Raw genomic sequence first — 19,953 nt, forward strand, 5'->3', positions numbered from 1 at the left:
TCTAAAATACAAAGGAAATGACTCACTTGGGGAAGGATAAGTTTCATGGCTTTAGCTGGCGATCGCTTGACAAATTTTCCTGACTCTGAACGTACCGGACAACCTGACGGTATTAGCTGGCAGTGGCAGCAGAGTGCCGAAGGCTTGCCCTATCTGACTTGCAGCTTGCTCGATCGATGGTCTCACGGCTTTTTTACTCGCGATTTCTCGCCGCGCGGCCCGATCGATCTCACGGAAGTTTTAGCACCAGGATCTCCCGTTTACCGTCTCCAACAGGTACACGGCAATGTCGTACTCAAAACCGATCTATTGCCCCCAGTTGTGGCTCTAGACCCGGAAACAGCTACCCCCACCTATGCCCAGGCCGATGGCTTGGTAGCATCGCGAGATTTTGAGGCGCTGTGGGTTTGCTCGGCTGACTGCGTACCGGCGCTAATTGCTGATAGCGGCACGGGACTCGCGGCCGCCGTTCACGCTGGTTGGCGCGGGACTGCTGCTAAGATATTACCAGAGGCGATCGCTCAACTTGTGGCACAAGGCAGTCAATTAGAAAATCTGAAGATTGCTCTCGGGCCGGCGATCGGTGGAGAGGTTTACCAGGTATCTGTGGAAGTGGCAGCCCAATTGGGAGCCACGATTACTCCTCAGAATGCAGTTGGTGCAACAGCCGACGGCATTCTGGAATTTTTACACCAACTACCCGAATCACCTGTGTTGACCGATCCAGAACCGGGAAAGGTACGGTTGGATGTTCGCCTCTGCAATGCTCTGCAATTGCAGCAGTTGGGAATTAATTCTTCTCAAGTGGCGATCGCTCCTTTCTGTACTTATTCTGACTCGGCTCGCTTTTTTTCCTACCGCCGCGATCGACTAAAAAAAATCCAGTGGTCGGGAATTGTCAGCACATCTAACACAAGTTCCTGCTAAAAGCATTCGGCACAAGGTAAAATTTAAGATTGCCGGCTTGAAAAATCACAATCTAAATAACAATCTTTGGATTGACAAATTTTTATTTCGGAATGCCGAATGCCTTCTACCTTCTAGCCTCGTTTCGTTGCAGCCCTCTCAGGTCTCAAGACGCTGAGTTTTCCGCATACCAAAAAGTTTTATGAGTGAGCAAACTCCCTATCAACTGCTTGAAGTCGATGAAGATGCTTCCTTTGATGAAGTGCAAGAGGCCCGCACCCGTCTAGCCGAGCAGCACAGCGGCGACAAGAAACGTTTGGAATCGATCGAAGTTGCTTACGACGCGATCCTCATGGATCGCCTCCGCCAGCGACAGGAAGGGAAAATAAAAGTACCCGAACGCATCCGCTTTCCCGAACGAGTGGCTCCCCCACCCGCCAGCTTTACTCCATCTGCTCCGTCCGGCAGCCCAGCTTGGTTGCAGCGCCTGATCGATACTCCTAGTCGAGCCGATATTTTGTGGCCGGCTGGAGTTTATGTGGGATTGGGCGGACTGAGTATTTATCCAGCGGCTAACGATTCTTTACTACAGTTGACTCTGGCTCTTGGGGTCGGCTCTTGTCTTTATTTTCTTAATCGCAAGGAACAAAAATTTGGTCGGGCTGTGCTGCTGACTGTGGCTGGCTTGGTTATAGGCTTGGTGCTGGGAGGTCTTATGGGCCCTTTGCTCAGTACGGCATTTATCACAACAGAGAAATTTATCGCTTTGTTTACGTTTTTAATTCTTTGGCTGGTCAGCAGTTTTCTGCGATAGTCGGTTGTCAGTTGACAGTTGACAATTGGCAGTTGACAGTTGGCAGTTGTTAATTATTGTTATTGGTTAATTGTTATTGGTTGGTTCGTAGCTCTTAGGTGTTAGTAGTTAGTTGATTGTTACCAATTACCAATTACCAATTACCAATTACCAATTACCAATTACCAATTACCAATTACCAATTACTAATTAACAATAACTAATGACTATTGACTGTTGACTAATGATTGATAACTGTTGACAACTGACAACTGACTAATAACTATCCTAAAATAATCTCAACAGCTTCGCTCAAATTGTTAGCAATTAAATCCGGTTGGTGCATTTCTAGTTGGGTGCGATCGCGAATGCCGCACAAAACACCAATTACCTTGACACCGTGAGTTTTTGCTGCTATAATATCCGCCTCCGTATCCCCCACCATCCAAAGCTCAGAAGCAGGCGGCAGTTCGGCGAGAGCTTTTGCCATCAGCAGGGGCTTATCTTTGACATCCCCGGTTTTGACATAATCGTTGGGGAGGCAATAGCGACGGTTTTCTGGGAAAAAATGCCCTAAATTGCAGCGGTTGAAAGCCTCGTCTAGTTCCCTGACGCGACGCATAGTCATCACCGCCAAGTCTATTCCAGCGCGCTGCACCTTTTCCAGGGTTTCCACGGCTCCAGGGGCTGGTTTATCGTAAATCAGGAACGGCAGCGTGTGGACAGTTTGACGCCGTTTCTGGGCAAATTCGAGGGCTTGGGCTGCGTCTAATCCTGAGAGAATGCCGATTTCGGTTTCGGGAACCCGCGCCCGCTTCATGTCCCAAAACTCGGCTTTTGGGAGTTCGTGCACTGTTTGGCCCTCACGCTGAGTCTCGGCCAGACACTGCTGGTAAACTCCGTAATAGCGATCGGACACGTCCATAATCGGGCCGTCAAAGTCGGTGATAAGTCTCAGCATTGAGCAGAGTATTTTGAAAATTTTATACAAATTGTTAGAGATTATATCACTTTAATGTCACAGATCCTTTACAAAACTTGACACAAATACCCAGGGGAGGTAGTGTCTATAGGAATGGTGCTAATTAAAGGCAATAGTTTAATTCAACTGTGCCAATCATCAACTGTAGCGGTTGTAACAAATATTATCAGGGAGCATCTCAGTTTTGATTTTGTAGTGCTGTCCCCGCTCGCTTGCTGTTAAAACAAAGCGAGCTCTTAAGCTCTCACTACAACAAAAAAAAGCTTTTTGCCAAAATGAGATGCTCCCTATTATCAGGGAATCTACAATTTAAAATTTGCTGTACAAATACGGCCAACCGCTAGGTATTGTTAATAAATCCAAACCTCAATAGAGGCTGATTTTGACTGCGCTTGCTCACAAAAAAGTTGGTCTAAGTAATAATTTTAAATAAAAAAAAGCTTGGAGAATCCCAAATTTATTGTGTCGATAAATTAGCCAGCGAGAATAGTTGCTGGCATCCAGCAGAATCAAAATTTCTATGAGAAATAGCAAGCACCAAAACAACAACTAATTTTATCTGCTAACCCTAGAGTCTGATGGTTTATAATAACGAGATGCTTCCCAAATTAAGTTTACAGATTAGCTCCCAAAACATTAACAATCTGCTTGACAAATTGTTATCCTTGCGTCGCATTGAATACCTTGCAGTCGATCGGGAACTGAAGATTCAAGAAACATCCTTGAACGTACAAGATTTTGCCCAAATTCCTGATGAATTGGAACAAGGCAAAGATGTGCGCGATAGTTTTCCCGAACTGATCGGAATTGAAGAACTGCTAGACGATATTCTAGAACAACGACAGCCAAGTTTCCAATTAAAATCTGTTACCAGAGTTTTAAATGATGGCTCTTATTTTTATCTAGATTTGTATATTTTTGGTCAGAAAGAGCAGCTCAATCCTGAGAGATTAATTATTTTCTGCGAAGATGTAACAGACACTGCTGCTCTTCAGCAAAGTATGGTTCAAGCAGCCAACGAAAACAGTATTAAAGTCGATTACTTGGCTAACGCTCGCGACTATATTGATAAAATTCTTAACTCCATAAATGATATTTTATTGGTGACAACGCAAGCGGGAGAAATCAAAAAGGTCAATCAATCCACCCAACTATTGTTTGGATATACCGAATCACAATTAATCGGTCAACCAATCTCGATGATTACGGCGGACGAGGAATTATTGCGTCAAGTTAGTCAGCTACCTCTTGAACTAAAAAATGAATCTTGGCATCAAGTAAAAGTAGCTTGTACAACTAAAAAAGGTTCAAAGCTGACAGTTGCATTTTCCTGCTCTACTATTGAGACAAGTATAGAAAGCAAGCACTCAGACAACAAAACTATACAAGATTTTGTCTATGTGGGCAGAGATATCACCGAGCAACAACGGACAAAAAAGCGTCAAGCAGCACAATATGCAGTAGCTCGCATCATGTCAGAATCTGGTTCTTTAGAGAGCGCCACTCCGAAAATTATGCAAGCTATTTGTGAAAGTTTGGGGTGGGATATCGGTGAACTTTGGACGCCTGTGGATGAAAAACATACTAAGTTTGATGCCGAAGATACGCACGATCGAATACCATTTTTGTTTGCTGCACCAGATAGTAACGTTGAAGATATTCTCCCTTTTTTGCTTCGAGTGGGAGTTTGGCGGCGGGGAAGTGAAGTTGGGGAGTTTGTGGAAAATTGCCAGCAGATTACCCTAGAGCCTGGTACGGGTTTACCGGGAATAGTGTGGAACACCGGTTATCCGCAATGGATTACGGATCTTCTTAAGGATGGCAATTTTATGCGATCGCACTTAGCTGCTAAAGCAGGATTGCGATCGGCCTTCGGTTTCCCAATTCGTGCTAGCGGTCAAGTTGTAGGGGTAATGACTTTTTTCTGCCGGGAAAAACAGCCGTCGGATGAAGACTTACTGCAAATGATGGCGGCAATAGGTTCCCAATTAGGACAGTTTGTCAAGCGCAAATATGCGGAGCAAGAATTGCAAGAAGCTGAAGCTTCCATCCGGTTTTTGTACGAGCAAGAAAAACAGCAAAGTGAAAAATTGGCTCAGCAAAATGTAGCATTAGAACAGGCTAAATTAGAATTAGAATCTGCTAATCAGGCATTGCACAGACTCGCATCTGTGGACGGCTTGACTCAGATTGCTAACCGTCGCTGTTTTGACAAAACATTGCAATCAGAATGGCAGCGGATGACTAGAGAGAAACAGCCAGTGTCTTTAATTTTGATCGATTTAGATTTTTTTAAGCTTTACAACGATCGCTACGGGCATCAAGGAGGCGATGAATGTCTCAAAAAAGTTGCTGAAATTTTAGACAGAAACGCTCACCGGGGAGGTGATTTAGCGGCTCGCTACGGTGGGGAAGAATTTGCAGTAATTTTGTCCGGGACTGATGCTAAGGGAGCAATGCGGGTAGCTGAATCAATTCGCAGCGATTTGAATGCTATGGCAATTCCCCACGAAGCTTCAAAGGTAAGTGAGTCTGTGACGGCGAGTATGGGCGCAGCTAGTGCTGTGCCCGCTGCTGAACAATCTTTGGAGTGGTTGATTGGGGAGGCCGATCGCGCGCTGTATCGAGCTAAACTAGAAGGGCGCGATCGGATTGTTTGCGTAGATTCTCAAATACGATGCCAGGGCGAGAAAGGAGTTTTTTCTGATGATTGTGAGAGAAGCTAAAATCGCTGATGCACCTGCAATTGCACAGGTTAATCTCGACACTTGGCGGACAGCTTACCGAAACATCATACCGGCAGATTACCTCGCCAAGCTGTCCTATGAAAAACGAGAAAACAATTGGCAAGAAATCCTGTCAAACGTCAAAAATACTGGCGATTATGTCTGCGTTGCTGAAAATAACTCGGGACAAGTTGTAGGTTTTGCTGCCGGCGGTTGCGAGCGCACGGGCAAATATGTTTATCGAGGAGAATTATTTGCCATCTATATTTTGGAGGAATATCAGCGTCAAGGAATTGGGCGACAACTCGTGCGATCGGTTGCCACAAAATTGGCAGAATTAAGTTTGAACTCGATGCTGGCTTGGGTACTGGGAGACAATTCTGCTTGCAGGTTTTATGAATTTTTAGGAGGCAAAAAAGTGGAGGAACAACAGACAAGTAGAGCTGGAGTTTTAGTCAAAGAAATTGCTTACGGGTGGACGGATATTGCACTGCTGCTCGACAAGGCTGCATGAACTCAAAAGTGGAAGTTTTATCAATCATCGATCAAGCTTCCCCGCTTCATTTGTTCCCGTTCAATTGCCTCAAACAAAGCTCTAAAATTACCCGCCCCAAAACCTCCAGCTTGCACCAGTTTGTCATTAACTAAAGTAACTCGACGCTCAATAATCTCGAAAAAGAAAGTCGGTTCGGCAAAAATTGGCTGGGTAAAGATTTGCAGCAGCATCGCAGCGGGAGTATCTTCTTGCCAATCTGCCAAAACTTCGGAAGCTGCAATTGCTTGCCAATCTGCGGGCAAATAGTTTTGCCGCCGCCGCAATTGCGAGTAATATGTTGGAGGAACTGGCAAAAAAGGCAAACCGCGCGATCGCAAATCGGCAACAACCTGCACAATGCGATCCGTTTGCAAAGCCATGTGCTGAATTCCCGGCCCTCGATTTGCACTCAAAAACTCTTGAATTTGAGAATTAGATGATGCCGGTTCATTAATCGGGAATTGCACCCCACCTTCAGCGTGTACCATAACTTGGCTTCGCAAAGCAGACTTCTCAGTCTGAATATCAAAATTTTGCTGCGGCTCAAAACCTAATATTTTTTGATACCAACTAACCGCACTTGACAAATCGCCAGATTCAACATTTAACACTACATGATCGATCAGAGTCAACAGTGGCGGCCCAGAAGAAGCACGCAGCAGTGAATTCTCGCCAATTCGCTCAACAAGCGTGTGGCTTAAATCTCCCCAGCCAGAGATTTGTGCGAGTTTAAAACCGCCTCCTGCCTTTAGATCTTCTTGAATCGGTTTCAGGATTTTAGCACCTGCCACCTGCGCTCTAGCGATCGCTAATTCGATATTTTTAACCCGAAAGCCCACATCGGCAATCCCCGGAGGATGAAACTCCAACCAAGTAGCAGCGGGACTAGCGGGTGTCAGAGGCGAAGATAAAACAAAACATATATTGCCGCTGCTGACAACCTCAGTGCGAGTGTCGCTGTTGGCATAACCTGCTATTGATTGAAAGCCTAAGTGGCTGACAAACCAGTCGCGGGATACTCGAGCATTTTCAACGTAAAACTGAATGCGGTCAAACTCCATAATCAATAATTGAAAATGGAACGTGAAAAGTTGAAAATCGGCTGATTTTCACGGTTAAATGGCAAGGGAGAGACTGAGAAATGGAGATTTTTCATTGTTTTTTTGTCTAATCGCTTAATAATAACCCAAAAATTGAATATCTTAGCTCCCTCTGAAGGCAGAAATACATCGGCACTTAAAAGAAAGGCGGTGTTTGGGATGACTTTGACAGTTGACAGTTGACAGTTGACCTGGGACAGTACGAGCGATCGCTTGCGATATTGTAGGGTGCGTCAGCGATTAGTCTAATTTTCAGGTGGGGAACCAGAAGTGACTGACGCACCCTACTACTTCATTCAGTTGACAGTTGACAGTTGACAGTTGACCTGGGACAGCCAGAGGGCAACCTCTACCTGAAAGCCTGAAGATTGGAGTAATGAATCCTCTAATTTTAATTTTTACGCCAAACCCAGAGGCTTTCAACCAATTATTTCTGGTAAATCGTCTGTGGGATACTAGAAGGAATCAGCCATGAGATTTACTCCACAGATAAATCTCGAAGATTGAACTTTTTTCTAAAATCTGGGAAGTATCGAGTTGGGTAAATCAGTGCTATGAAAGCACCATACAAACTCATTTTTTGCGTGTGGAACACCAAACAAATTACTAAAAGAACAAATGACTTTCTGGCTGAATATTAATTTCTAGTGGCACAGCTTGCGGGTCAGAAGCAAGAGCAAACATAATTGCATTGGCAGCGGTTTCGGTACTCAGCATTTTTGACCTATCTACCTTCAAACTCACATTATCCCAAAACGGAGAATCCACCCCACCAAAATAGAATAGCGTAAACTTAATGCCGTAGCGTCGCAGCTCATCTGCCATGCACTTGCTAAAACCAACTACCCCAAACTTTGAAGCACAATAGGCCGTTCCCATCGCCATCGAATGCTTGCCCAAAATCCCGATGACATTGCAGATGTGACCGGATTTGCGGTCTTTCATCACATTTGCGGCTGCTTGAGATGTGTAAAAACTGCCTTTCAAGTTCAAGTCAAGCATCGCATCTAAATCAGCGGGTTCTAACTTGTTCCACTGCTTGAGAATTCCCGCACCGGCAGCGTTTACGAGGGCATCAATTTGCCCGAAATGCCCCGCAGCTTTCTGCATCAGCGTCTCGACTTGCGACAAATCGGTGATATCTGTCGGTACACACAGTACCTCTGTTGTCGAAATTTCGCTGGCTAAAGCGTCTAATTTGGTGCTGTCTCTGGCGGCGAGCACTAGCGTCGCACCCGCGTCGGCGAGTTTTCGGGCTACTGCTGAACCGATGCCGCCAGTCGCACCCACCACAACTACAACTTTGTCCTGCATATCCCTTTACATTTCTTTACGTCCAGATTGTATGATAACTCAAGTTATGGGAATTGGGCGAAGCGAAGCGGAGGGATGGGGAATGGGGCATGGGGCATGGGGAATTGGGAATTGGCAATTGGGAATTGGCAATTGGGAATTGGCAATTGGGAATTGGGAATTGGGAATGGGGAATTGGGAATTGGGAATTGGGAATTGGGAATTGGCAATTGGGCATGGAAAACAAATAACCAATAACCAATAACCAATAACCAATAATTAATTTAGGGAAACTTGCCAACCTTTTTCGGTTTTTTTTAATTCCAGAGAAGTGCAAGATTGCAAAAATTTAGGAAACTTTCTACCGAGATTAAACTCTTTAATTATTTGGGTGATTTGTTTGCCGTATTGTTTGTGAAATTCGCTGCCAACATTTGAGAGAAATACAGAATTGTGAGGAGAGTTGTCGGTTAAGTCGCCAACTATTTTGACCAGAGCTTTTTCCAAATCTTCTAAGGAATTGATATCTGTCAAACTTGCTGATGCTGCTTGGTTGTGATTGAGATTTTCTTTGTTGAGTATTGGGGGTGGGGGCGATAATTTAACTTCAAAAAGAGTGACATAAGTTTGAGATGCTTCTGAGGGTTTGTGGAGAACGAAATCTGTGGGATATTTGAGAAATATATCCCTAGTTTTAGTACCTAAGGAATGATTGGCAACAACTTGATTGAGGACTAAGCCGTAATTTTCCCGATACAAAGCTGAAAGTGTAGAAATTTTTATCCACTGAGATGAGGTACGTTGTTGCTCTTTTTTAATTAATTCTTTTAGCTGAATAACTAATTGTTCTACAGGTGTAATTTCCGGTACTGTTACGAGGGAATAGGTTTCCATTTGTCCGGTTTTGCTGTTTAAAATTATGATTTTATCTATTTGCTTGCGGACTTGAAAGACGGTTAGTCCGTGGGCTTGCAGTGTGTTGCTGAGGTGGGTGAGGGCGCGATCGGACGAACAGACAAAAATCTCCTTGGCTGTGGGATAATGTACGAAAATTGAGGCGCCTACTGTTGCCATTTTCAAGTCGGCGCTGTCTTTGCCGGGGGGAACGTGAATCAGTTGATAGCCGCGCTGGTGAAATTCGGCATCTTTTTTGCCCATGCTGCGCCAGTTGGCAAAGGCTACTTTGATTTGGATGGGATAGTGAGAAATTCCTTCGAGGAATTTTTCGGTTTCGATGTTGAGTTGCAAGTTTTCGACATCTAGCAGCAAGATAGCAATGCCGACAGGAAGCGAATTTGTTTGGTGGGCGGTGGGAGTTGGAGGTTTTGCTGAAACTGAGTTTTGTGATTGGGCTGGTGGTGTTTGGGGTACGGCTAGCTGCTGAATTTTGGCAAATAATTTGCTGAATTGAGGTGAATTGATGAATTCGGGAACCAGCAGAATTTGGAGATATTTTTTTGCCGTCAGCAGCAGCAAATCTGTATCGCTGGCTACTTTAAAATTTTTTGTTAATTTTCCAATCAAAACTGACTGAAAAGCAGGTTTGGCCCAGGGGGTTTTCCTGTATTTTTCAGCTATCCATTCGGGATGCTTTTCCTGGATGGATATTAGTGTTTGAGCGATATAACGACTGATGGCGCTGACTGCGACTGATTCTTGAGTCGCCAGCAAGGGAGTTCGATCGGGCATGGCCCTCTACAATGCGGGATGGTGTCTCAATCTATCATAGTGTTAGTTTCTCGCTAGGAGCCGGACGATCGCCCGCCAAATTAAACCGGCCCCAATTAACCCGAGTCCTGTCAGCCAAATTTCCCTCTCCACCCAGAAAGCTAGAAACAAACACGCAGCCAAGCCCACCCAAGCCAACCATTGCGGGTAAAGCCTTTCGGCGGGCGAAAGTTGTAGGGCGGCTGCGTTGGTGATAGCGTAGTAGATCAAAACGCTAAAGGCACTGAACGACCAGGTGGTTTTGACATCAAAGATGAGGATTAAAAGTGCGATCGTAACTTCCACAACCACCACAGCGACATAAGGCGTTGTCCCCGCAGGATTCAGTCGCGCCAACACTCTCGGCATATCTAAGCGCCGCCCCATCGCCAGCCAGACGCGCGACAGCCCTAAAATTAAGTTTAGTAGCACTCCCAGCATGGCGGTAATTGCGCCGATGGCTAGCAGTTGCGAAACTCCGGGAATTGGAAAACTGCGGGCGATGACTTCCAAGGGTGCAGCAGTGGTTGCTGCTTGCAGGGACAATTTATCGGCTCCGCCCGCACCTGCAACAACTACCGCTACCGCCACGTAAAGCACCATTGTCAGCACTAAACTGAAAATTATGGCTTTGGGAATGGTTTTGCTCGGTTCCCGCACTTCCTCGCCCATGGTGGCGATGCGACCGTAACCGGTGTAGGCGACAAACATCAGGGCCGTGGCGTGGAGGATGGAGCCGATCGCGCTATCGTTCTGTAGCGTCGGCATTTCCCACCTGACCTCTGGCAAGCCCGCAGCAATAAAGACAGTCAGAGATAAAAGTGTAACTGAGACTATGGCAGTATTCGCGATATTCGATCGCCTGATGCCGGTCAAGACAATTAAAGTTAGGGCGGCCAGGGCAATTAATGCCGTTAGGATGAGATAAGTGCGATCGGCTACACCAAGTGCACTTAAAAAATACCCCGCAAAACCCAAAGCAGCAGTAGCAGCAGAAGCAGTTTTAGCTACCAGAAACATCCAGCCGGCAGTAAAACCCAGCCAAGGATTGAGATATTTGTAACCATATTCATAAGTTCCGCCGCTAACAGGATGATTCGCCGCCAACTGAGCGCTGTTAAGACCATTGCAAACAGCAACTAAAGCAGCAACAGTCACAGCCCAAATCACTCCCGGCCCCGCAATTTCCGTAGCTATCCCGATACTCACAAATACTCCCGTGCCCACAATCGAGCCGAGGCCCATGAGAGTTGCACCGAAAACACCTAATTCTCGCTTTAACAGAGAGGGAGACATAATTACACTAGGGTTAGTTTAATACAAATATGTGCCTGGAGACACCATCATGCTTATTGTTCAGGACTTTCCTGCGGGGTTCGGAAACCGGGTTTCTTTCTGAATGGCTCGTTACCAAACTTAATAGTTATCTGTAAGCCTTGCGAACAATTTGGGTGGCTGCAAAACTTTTAAACGTCATAATTTTTGGTATAAAATAGCTCATCATTCCAGCATTGTCGTGGTGATTTTACTTGGGAATCATGTAGGAAATCACCGTTGATCGCTTGTGGTGAACAAGATATTTTGTACTTAGCGTTTAGGATATGTAAAGATGTCCGACATCATAGTAACGGTTAACAGAATCATAATTTATGAAACTGACGGATTTTTTTGAACGGACTTACGTGGTGAATTTGCCAGAGCGCCAGGATCGCCGCCGTGACATTACCAAGGAACTTGCCAATGTGGGGATTTCCTTGGCAACTAATAGTGTTGAGATTTTCCCAGCGAGTCGTCCAGAGACGGCGGGTGAATTCCCTAGTATCGGAGCGTGGGGCTGCTTCCTGAGCCACTTGAGCATTTTGAAACACGCCAGACAGCAAAACTTGTCCAACGTTTTGGTCATGGAAGATGATTTAGCAATTTCTCCAACCCTAATCGCTCAGCAATCGGCGTTAATCGAACAACTGCAAGGGCAGGATTGGGGGATGGTCTACTTGGGGCATTATTTGACGGATAGTAATTTACCCAAGGTAGATCCGAATGGGCGATCGTCCGAAGCAGCAGTGCTGTTAAAACCATACACTCGGGCGATTCAAACCACCCATTTCTATGGTGTAAACGGACAAATTCTCGATCGGCTGATAGCTTTTCTAGAACAAGTGCAACAGCGTCCCAGCGGACATCCCGATGGCGGGCCCATGCACGTAGACGGCGCCTATTCGACCTTCCGTGCCCAAAACCCAGATATCACGACGCTGATTGCAGAACCAAATTTAGGCTGGCAACGCAGTTCTCGCAGCGACATCAATGCGAGTGCCTGGTATGACTACGTACCCTTAGTCCGCGATGTGGCAAATGCCGCCCGTGGCGCTAAGGTTTGGTTGTCCAACAAGTAAATGGAGGTTTGAAAATCTAATTAAATTGCTCGACCAAGCTGGCCATTGGTTACTGTTGTCTTGGAGTAGCGAGGAGAAGTGAGAGCTTCAATAACATCAATTGTAGCTATTTACAGCTAGTTGAATATCCGCACAAGTACCGAGAAACCTGTTGTTTTTCGGGAGTGCTTCCAGAATAGGGGTATACTGCATCTCACTTTTGCAAAAAGTATTTTTTCTTTTAGTGTGAGTTCGCAAATGCTTGCCAGATAATAAAAGCAAGCGAAAAATTGCGAACTCGCACTATAAAATGCAAAACGGAAGCATCTCAGTTTTGCATTTATTATAGTGCTGTCCCCGCTCGCGTATTTTACACTACGCGAGCGGGGACAGCACTATAATAAAAAATGCTTTTTACAAAAATGAGATGCTCCCATCCAAAACAGAGATGCTCCAATTTAAGTATCAACCGAAGCGACCTTGAATGTAATCCCTCGTACTAGAATTACTGGCAGAAGTGAAAATCCGGCTTGTCGGCCCAAATTCCACCAAGCGGCCGATGCGACTTTCATCAGTATTAAAGAAAGCCGTATAATCAGAAACCCGAGCCGCCTGCTGCATATTGTGCGTTACAATCACCACAGTTAACTGTTCCCGCAGAGTTTGAAACAACTCCTCAATCTTCATAGTAGAAATCGGATCGAGAGCAGAACAAGGCTCATCCATCAGTAAAATTTTCGGTTTAACAGCCAAAGCGCGAGCAATACAAAGTCGCTGTTGCTGTCCGCCCGAAATTCCCTGAGCCGACTTCTTCAAATTATCTTTCACCTCATCCCAAAGCGCCGCACTTTTCAGGGCAGATTCCACAATTTCGTCTAACTCTGCTTTGCTTTTTCGACCAAAAATGCGGACTCCGTAAGCAATGTTATCGTAAATGCTCAGCGGAAAAGGATTCGGTCTTTGAAACACCATGCCAATTTGGCGGCGCAAACTATTAATATTTACCTTAGGACTGTAAATATCCTGTCCAAAAAACTCAACCCTGCCTTTGATTTGAACTTTTCCCTCCAATTCGCCGATGCGGTTGAGAGCTTTCAGAAAAGTTGATTTGCCACAACCTGAAGGGCCGATAATCGCCGTCACTTGCGGGTGAGGGATATTCATCGATAGATTTTCGAGAACTTTGTGAGTGCCGTAGTAAAAGCTCAAGTCCTGAACCCGCAATGCTGGCATAGCATTGGGGTCGATTTCAGGAGTCGTATCTTCGAGGAATTGGTCGCTATATTTTTCAGCTTTTAAGTTACTTTTGGATTTCATTATTTGGAGTTTTTCTAGTGTGAGCAGTAGATTTTTAGTAGATGCAGAATATGGCCTGATGGCTTTATTTAGTTAGGTGTTCTATCTATGCACTTGTTTCGTAAATCACGGATATATTGATACATAAACCGCAGATTTAAGGCAGATAAACAGAGATAAACGCAGATATTTTGAAGAGAGGAAAGAGAATGAATGCAATCTTGTCTAACATTAATCCGTTAAATACATTACATCCCATACGGTTGCCGAACTTCCTTCTCAAGCAATTTACCGATTTTGCAAGCGTTTGCGAGTGACGGCACGAGAAGCTAAGCTGGTGAGCAAAACCATACCCAAAAGGACAGAAGCAGCAGTCCACGCCAATTCGTTCTGCTCCTTGTAAGGAGAGCTGGCGTAACTGTATATTAATACAGACATAGAAGGAGTCGGAGTTAGCAGTGTCTCGGGAATTTCTTGGATTTTTGCCATGGTTTCTGCGCCGACGGGAGACTGAACTATCTCGCCCAATTTCTCAACTAAAGGAGGCCAAAATTGGCTGGACAAGGCAGTTACGATTAGCGGTGCAGTTTCGCCGGCGGCGCGGGAAGCTGCGAGTAAAATGCCTGTGGTAATAGTTGGAAGTGCTGAGGGAATAATAATCCGAAACATTGTTTGAAAGCGTCCGCCTCCCAAACCAGCAGAAGCGAGGCGGTAAGAAGCAGGCACTAATTTTAATGCTTGTTCTGTTGTCAGCGCTACAACCGGCAGCATGATAATCCCCAGCGCGAAACCGCCGGCCAATCCTGAGAATGACTTAGTTGTCACAACAATTAAAGCGTAAGCAAACACGCCGACAACAATTGAGGGAACGCTACTTAGAATGACGGTGATAAAGCGGATAGTATTTGCTATAGCTTTATTGTCTCTGCCAAACTCTGACAGAAATATTCCGGTCATTACGCCGATTGGCACGCTCAATAATGTGGCAATTCCTACCATTAAAGCTGTACCAAGAATCGCATTTGCAAAGCCGTTGGGCTGGTCTTCAACTCCGACGGGTGCGGGCAGAGACACTAGCACTTCCCAGCTTAAATGTGTCAGTCCTTCGCCCAAAATTTTGTACAAAATAGCGAACAAAGGCAGCAGAGCCAGACCTGTGAGGGAGAATGCAATAACTGTCATTCCCCGGCTGAACAAATTTCGGCTCAGCGACAGCGAATTGTTGATTTCTACATCTAGAATATTGTGGGACTTTTGTGTTTGAGTCATGGTTAATTCTTAGCTCCCTTAACGCCGATTAGCTGCACCAGCAATACTGCGACTGCGTTCACCAATAGGGTGATCACAAATAGAATTAGGGCTAAATACATTAAAGAGCCGATGTGCAGTTCTTCTTGAGCTTCCCGAAATTGACTTGCTAAAACAGCGGGGATTGAGTAGCCGGGAGCTAATATAGATTGGTTGATTTGAATCGAGTTGCCGATTACCATTGTGACTGCCATTGTTTCGCCTAATGCGCGTCCCAATGCCAAGATAGTAGCTCCGATAATTCCTGAACTTGCTGCTGGTAATAACAGCTTAAATATGGTTTCCCAGCGGGTAGCGCCCAGTGACATTGAAGCACTTCGCAAATCTACGGGAACCGACAGCAAGACATCGCGGCTGATGGCGGCGACTGTGGGCAAAATCATAATCGATAAAAGTATGCCGGCGGGCAGCATTCCCGGCCCAAAAGGTTCGCTGCTGAATAGGGGAAACCAGCTAAAATTGTTGAACAGCGACTGCTGTAAAGGCAGCAGGAAGGGAATTAAGACGAAGATGCCCCACAGGCCAACGATGACGCTGGGAATGGCTGAGATTAATTCAACCATGAATCCTAATGGCGATCGCACCCAAGCAGGCAAAAAGTTCTCGCTGGTAACGATCGCGACTGCAAGTCCTAGAGGAATTGCTATGATAATGGCGATCGCAGAACTAACTACCGTACCGTAAATAAACGGCAGAGCCCCAAACTGCAACTCACCGATATCCCATTTGGGATTCCACAAAAACTCCAATCCAAATTTGCTAATAGCCGGCCAAGCATCCTTAAAAATTATCTCGCTCATCCAGAACAGCGTACCCGCCGTGGCTATAGCAAAAGCCCATACAAATCCTGTAAATCCCGACTCCAGCCATAAACCTTCACCCTTCGTATCAGTCAAGTCTAGGTGGGTGGTGATTCCAGCAGACTTCTGAGTCAATTTTTTCGGTTTCTTTGAAGAATTGGTCATACCCAAGTTATGGCGTAAACAGCGAAATCTTTGATTAATGAAATAGATAGCATAGTGCCTGCACCTTAAATAAATGCAACGTATGAGTTTTGAGCCATACAATTAACTCAAAACTCATAACTCCCTGAAAATATTTGAATTAACCTTTAGCAACCACACTCTGATTCACTGTTTGAATCACCTTTTGAGCTGTAGCTTGCGGAATCGAGGTAAACTCTAATTGTTTGTTCAAACCTTGACCTGTAGTCATCACCCAATTAACCATCTTTTTAATAGCATCTGCTTTCGCAGCAGGATACTGTTTGTAGATTAACAACCAAGTCAAGCCAACAATCGGATATCCATCATTAGGATTTCCTTCAACCAAGCGGAAGTCTGCCGGGTATGTTTCCCCTGCTAAAGCTTTTTCGGCTTCTGCCAAGTTAGCATCTACAAATCTGCCAGCTTTATTTTGAATAAACGCTGTTTGCAGCTTGTTTTGTCGAGCAAAAGTATCTTGAACGTAGCCAATTGCACCGGGTGTTTGTTTCACCAAACCTGCTACGCCGGGGTTTCCTTGGCCGCTGAGGGGGCCACCGGGCCAACTCGGTTGAGCGGCACCCTTGATGCTGCTGCCAATAGCCTGCAAGTGGTTGCTAAAAATAAAGCTAGTACCGCTGCTGTCTGCCCGCACAACTACTCGAATGGCAGTATTTGGCAAATTTTTAGCTTGTCCAGAAATCCCTGCGATTTTCGCATCATTCCAGCGGGTAATTTTGCCTTCAAAGATGCCTTTCATGGCATCGGCACTCAGCCTGACATTGTTAACTCCGGGCAAGTTATAGACAACTGCAACCGCGCCGCCGGCTGTCGGAATTGCCATGACGCCACGGCTTACCTGAGAGATTTGTGCAGAAGTCATCAGCGCGTCGCTGCCTGCGAAATCCACAGTACCTGCAATTAATGCTTTGATACCAGCGCCGGATCCTGTACCTTCGTAGTTTACAGTAATTTGATTTGCGCTTCTCATCTGAGAGAAGTAGCGATCGTACAAAGGTTTAGGGAAAGTTGCTCCCGAACCGTTTAATGTTACCGCAGCTACAGCGGAAGTAATCAAACTTAGGGAAAATGTTGCTACTGCTAGGGTAACGATAAAGCCACGTCGCCAGCCTTTAGTGAAGAAAACCATAACTCCTCGTCCTTAAATAATTAGATAGCAGACTTTGCAAATCTATGACCTAGGATAGACTGAATTTCCCAGTAAAAACAGCTACTATAATAAGCTTGTTTTAAATTATGATTAAAGTTAGGTTAAGCTTTTTATGATTCAAAAATGAGAGCAATAACAATAATCTTTCCTTAATCTCTGGTTAACATTAGATTAAAAAGATTAGGAAGTAGCGTTAGCGAAGCCATGGAAGAGGATCGCTCTTCGATCGTCCTTATTATTTTCTTAACTTTAGGTGTCGATCGCAGTTCAATGTCACAAAATTTGAAATTTCGACCATCCTGGATGCAACTGGCATTCTGATACGGGTTAATTTTGAGGTACGTTGTTGCGCTTGGGCGCTCTTTTCTATATCAAAGAGCCCTGAAGCGCAACTACATACCTTTGGACAATTCCTGACGGGATAGCTACCATTTGGGGACACCGTGCGTACTTTCCGCGCATTTGCGACTCGATCCCAAACAGCCCGACGGCCATCATAATAAATAGATAACGTTAACAAATCTTAAAAAAATGGCTAGAGACTTGCGAGGCTTCCTCAAACTGCTAGAAGACAGAGGACAACTGCGCCGGATCAGCGCTTTAGTCGATTCCGACCTAGAAATTGCCGAAATTTCCAATCAAATGCTAGTCAAAGGCGGCCCCGGATTGCTGTTTGAGAACGTCAAAGGGGCAGAATTCCCCGTCGCCATTAACCTGTTGGGCACGGAAGAACGGGTTTGCTGGGCGATGAACATGGAAAAGCCGATCGAACTTGAAGAACTCGGCAAAAAATTAGGTATGCTACAACAGCCCAAACCGCCGAAAAAGATTTCCCAAGCGATCGAATTTGGCAAAGTGCTGTTCGACGTAGTGAAAGCCAAACCAGGCCGCGACTTCTTCCCAGCTTGTCAGCAAGTGGTATTTGAGGGAGAAGGCGTCGATTTGAACAAAATCCCGATGATTCGCCCCTATCCGGGAGATGCGGGCAAAATTATCACCCTCGGTTTGGTAATTACCAAGGATTGCGAAACGGGTACGCCGAATGTGGGCGTTTACCGGTTGCAGTTGCAGTCAAAAAACACGATGACTGTACACTGGTTATCGGTGCGGGGCGGCGCGCGGCACTTGCGGAAAGCTGCACAAGCTGGTAAAAAGTTGGAAGTTGCGATCGCCCTGGGAGTTGACCCACTGATCATCCTAGCCGCAGCAACCCCAATTCCTGTAGATTTATCCGAATGGTTATTTGCCGGACTTTACGGCGGTTCCGGCGTAAGTTTAGCGAAGTGCAAAACAGTAGATTTGGAAGTACCCGCAGACTCGGAAATCGTGTTAGAAGGAACGATTACACCGGGGGAAGTGTTACCCGACGGGCCTTTTGGCGATCACATGGGTTATTACGGCGGTGTGGAAGATTCGCCGCTGGTGCGATTCAATTGCATGACACACCGCAAAGATCCGATTTATTTAACGACATTTAGCGGGCGGCCACCGAAAGAAGAGGCTATGATGGCGATCGCGCTGAATCGCATTTACACTCCTATTTTGCGGCAACAAGTATCGGAAATTGTCGATTTCTTCCTACCAATGGAAGCGCTGAGTTATAAAGCTGCAATTATCTCGATCGATAAAGCTTATCCCGGTCAAGCGCGAAGAGCTGCTTTAGCATTTTGGAGTGCATTGCCGCAGTTTACTTACACCAAGTTTGTGATTGTTGTCGATAAAAGTATCAACATTCGCGACCCGCGTCAAGTAGTCTGGGCAATTAGTTCTAAAGTCGATCCAGTTCGAGATGTATTTATCTTGCCGAATACGCCTTTTGACACGTTAGATTTTGCTAGTGAAAAACTTGGTTTGGGAGGCAGAATGGGGATTGATGCTACTACGAAGATGCCGCCAGAAACCGAGCACGAATGGGGTAAACCTTTGGAATCCGATCCGGATATGGCGGCGATGGTTCAGCGGCGTTGGGCTGAGTATGGTTTGGCTGATTTGAATTTGGGTGAAGTCGATCCGAATTTGTTTGGATATGAGATGAAGTAGGGAAACGGCAATGCCGTATCCGGCGCGGGGAGAAGGGGAGAGTGAGAATTTCTCCCTTTTTTTCTGGAATTTGATAAACTGGAATTACACAAAGCGTATATGTCATGCTGAGTAAAACGCCAAGAATTAAAGAGGAGGAGGCATGAGCAAATTAATATGCACGTAATTACCCGCAAACGGCTTAATGAGTTTGCTAAACTTCATCCAGATACACAAAATGCCTTGGTTCAGTGGTACAAACTTGTCAAACAAAATGAATTTGCGACCTTCGTTGAACTCCGCGAACTATTTCCGTCTGCCGATCGAGTAGGGAAATTAACTGTATTCAACCTAGGAGGAAATAAAGTTCGACTCATTGCTGCTATTCATTACAATCGGAACAAAGTCTACATTCGGGCTGTATTAACTCATGCAGAATATGATGAAGAGAGGTGGAAAGAATGATGCAAAATCTTGATATCGATCGAACAATTGCTGCTTGGTCATCTATTGCTAAAACGGTTTTTGTCCCTTGCACGGAAGAAGAATACGAGCATTTAGTCGAGCTTCTAGATAGTCTAATCGATCGAATCGGCGAGGATGAAAGCCATCCCCTTGCTTCGATGATGGACGTTATTAGTGTCTTAATTGAAAACTATGAAGCTGAACATATTCCTGAGTTAGAAGAGGTTGCGTAACCTACTATTTCACATGGACTTATGCACTCCGACAAAGAAACCGGGTTTTTACCGAGTCTTT

The 19,953-nt window shown here is 45.4% G+C and carries 18 protein-coding genes; 9 read left to right on the forward strand and 9 right to left on the reverse strand.

Annotated features, from left to right (window positions below; genetic code table 11):
• The first annotated feature begins 45 nt into the window (after positions 1–45).
• Positions 46–927 carry a peptidoglycan editing factor PgeF gene (gene pgeF, locus JGK07_RS11820; RefSeq protein ID WP_293184835.1) on the forward strand — a complete coding sequence of 294 codons (882 nt, stop codon included), beginning with the start codon at positions 46–48 and terminating at the stop codon, positions 925–927.
• Positions 928–1,108: 181 nt separating this feature from the next.
• A complete protein-coding gene (locus JGK07_RS11825) occupies positions 1,109–1,720 on the forward strand; it encodes a CPP1-like family protein (RefSeq protein WP_293184837.1) in 612 nt (203 codons plus the stop codon).
• Between the two features lie 262 nt (positions 1,721–1,982).
• Here the strand turns inward: JGK07_RS11825 and JGK07_RS11830 are convergent, their stop codons facing one another.
• Positions 1,983–2,660 carry an HAD family hydrolase gene (locus tag JGK07_RS11830; protein WP_293184838.1) on the reverse strand — a complete coding sequence of 226 codons (678 nt, stop codon included), beginning with the start codon at positions 2,658–2,660 and terminating at the stop codon, positions 1,983–1,985.
• Between the two features lie 617 nt (positions 2,661–3,277).
• Here JGK07_RS11830 and JGK07_RS11835 point away from each other — a divergent pair.
• Both JGK07_RS11835 and JGK07_RS11840 read left to right on the forward strand, forming a co-directional pair.
• Complete coding sequence (locus tag JGK07_RS11835; protein WP_293198015.1) at positions 3,278–5,407, forward strand: diguanylate cyclase; 2,130 nt, start codon at positions 3,278–3,280, stop codon at positions 5,405–5,407.
• The gene (locus tag JGK07_RS11840; protein WP_293192724.1) at positions 5,388–5,921 is read left to right on the forward strand and encodes a GNAT family N-acetyltransferase; all 534 of its coding nucleotides are present in this window, start codon (positions 5,388–5,390) and stop codon (positions 5,919–5,921) included. Before JGK07_RS11835 ends, JGK07_RS11840 begins: the two co-directional genes overlap by 20 nt.
• A gap of 20 nt (positions 5,922–5,941) precedes the next feature.
• On the opposite strand, the gene hppD is transcribed toward JGK07_RS11840, so the two are convergent.
• The gene (gene hppD / locus JGK07_RS11845; protein ID WP_293192726.1) at positions 5,942–7,003 is read right to left on the reverse strand and encodes a 4-hydroxyphenylpyruvate dioxygenase; all 1,062 of its coding nucleotides are present in this window, start codon (positions 7,001–7,003) and stop codon (positions 5,942–5,944) included.
• A gap of 645 nt (positions 7,004–7,648) precedes the next feature.
• Complete coding sequence (locus JGK07_RS11850) at positions 7,649–8,356, reverse strand: SDR family oxidoreductase (RefSeq protein ID WP_293184845.1); 708 nt, start codon at positions 8,354–8,356, stop codon at positions 7,649–7,651.
• A gap of 31 nt (positions 8,357–8,387) precedes the next feature.
• Here JGK07_RS11850 and JGK07_RS11855 point away from each other — a divergent pair, with 31 nt between their 5' ends.
• Complete coding sequence (locus JGK07_RS11855; RefSeq protein WP_293225789.1) at positions 8,388–8,600, forward strand: hypothetical protein; 213 nt, start codon at positions 8,388–8,390, stop codon at positions 8,598–8,600.
• A gap of 14 nt (positions 8,601–8,614) precedes the next feature.
• Here JGK07_RS11855 and JGK07_RS11860 read toward each other — a convergent pair whose 3' ends face one another.
• Together JGK07_RS11860 and JGK07_RS11865 are read right to left on the reverse strand one after the other, a co-directional pair.
• Positions 8,615–10,024: an NYN domain-containing protein gene (locus JGK07_RS11860; protein ID WP_293184847.1), complete on the reverse strand. Its 1,410-nt coding sequence runs from the start codon at positions 10,022–10,024 to the stop codon at positions 8,615–8,617.
• 42 nt (positions 10,025–10,066) lie between these two features.
• The gene (locus JGK07_RS11865) at positions 10,067–11,338 is read right to left on the reverse strand and encodes an APC family permease (protein WP_293225793.1); all 1,272 of its coding nucleotides are present in this window, start codon (positions 11,336–11,338) and stop codon (positions 10,067–10,069) included.
• A gap of 353 nt (positions 11,339–11,691) precedes the next feature.
• Between JGK07_RS11865 and JGK07_RS11870 the strand changes: the two genes are divergently transcribed.
• A complete protein-coding gene (locus JGK07_RS11870) occupies positions 11,692–12,438 on the forward strand; it encodes a glycosyltransferase family 25 protein (RefSeq protein ID WP_293186060.1) in 747 nt (248 codons plus the stop codon).
• Between the two features lie 444 nt (positions 12,439–12,882).
• On the opposite strand, the gene pstB is transcribed toward JGK07_RS11870, so the two are convergent.
• The 4 genes from pstB to pstS form a co-directional block, all read right to left on the reverse strand.
• A complete protein-coding gene (gene pstB, locus JGK07_RS11875; RefSeq protein ID WP_293186062.1) occupies positions 12,883–13,734 on the reverse strand; it encodes a phosphate ABC transporter ATP-binding protein PstB in 852 nt (283 codons plus the stop codon).
• A gap of 267 nt (positions 13,735–14,001) precedes the next feature.
• Positions 14,002–14,982, reverse strand: coding sequence for a phosphate ABC transporter permease PstA (pstA, locus tag JGK07_RS11880; protein ID WP_293186063.1), 981 nt, complete (start codon positions 14,980–14,982; stop codon positions 14,002–14,004).
• A gap of 2 nt (positions 14,983–14,984) precedes the next feature.
• Complete coding sequence (gene pstC / locus JGK07_RS11885) at positions 14,985–15,986, reverse strand: phosphate ABC transporter permease subunit PstC (RefSeq protein WP_293186064.1); 1,002 nt, start codon at positions 15,984–15,986, stop codon at positions 14,985–14,987.
• A 139-nt stretch (positions 15,987–16,125) separates the two neighbouring features.
• The gene (gene pstS / locus JGK07_RS11890; protein ID WP_293186066.1) at positions 16,126–17,154 is read right to left on the reverse strand and encodes a phosphate ABC transporter substrate-binding protein PstS; all 1,029 of its coding nucleotides are present in this window, start codon (positions 17,152–17,154) and stop codon (positions 16,126–16,128) included.
• A gap of 552 nt (positions 17,155–17,706) precedes the next feature.
• On the opposite strand from pstS, the gene JGK07_RS11895 reads away from it, so the two are divergent.
• From JGK07_RS11895 to JGK07_RS11905, 3 genes are all read left to right on the forward strand, one after another.
• A complete protein-coding gene (locus tag JGK07_RS11895; protein ID WP_293186068.1) occupies positions 17,707–19,215 on the forward strand; it encodes a UbiD family decarboxylase in 1,509 nt (502 codons plus the stop codon).
• A 156-nt stretch (positions 19,216–19,371) separates the two neighbouring features.
• Positions 19,372–19,659 carry a type II toxin-antitoxin system HigB family toxin gene (locus tag JGK07_RS11900; protein ID WP_293186069.1) on the forward strand — a complete coding sequence of 96 codons (288 nt, stop codon included), beginning with the start codon at positions 19,372–19,374 and terminating at the stop codon, positions 19,657–19,659.
• Positions 19,656–19,892, forward strand: a complete 237-nt coding sequence (locus JGK07_RS11905; protein ID WP_293186071.1) for a hypothetical protein — start codon at positions 19,656–19,658, stop codon at positions 19,890–19,892. Before JGK07_RS11900 ends, JGK07_RS11905 begins: the two co-directional genes overlap by 4 nt.
• The last annotated feature ends 61 nt before the right edge of the window (positions 19,893–19,953 follow it).

Origin of the sequence: Microcoleus sp. PH2017_24_DOB_U_A, assembly GCF_020738205.1 — a bacterium.
Lineage (GTDB): Bacteria > Cyanobacteriota > Cyanobacteriia > Cyanobacteriales > Microcoleaceae > Microcoleus.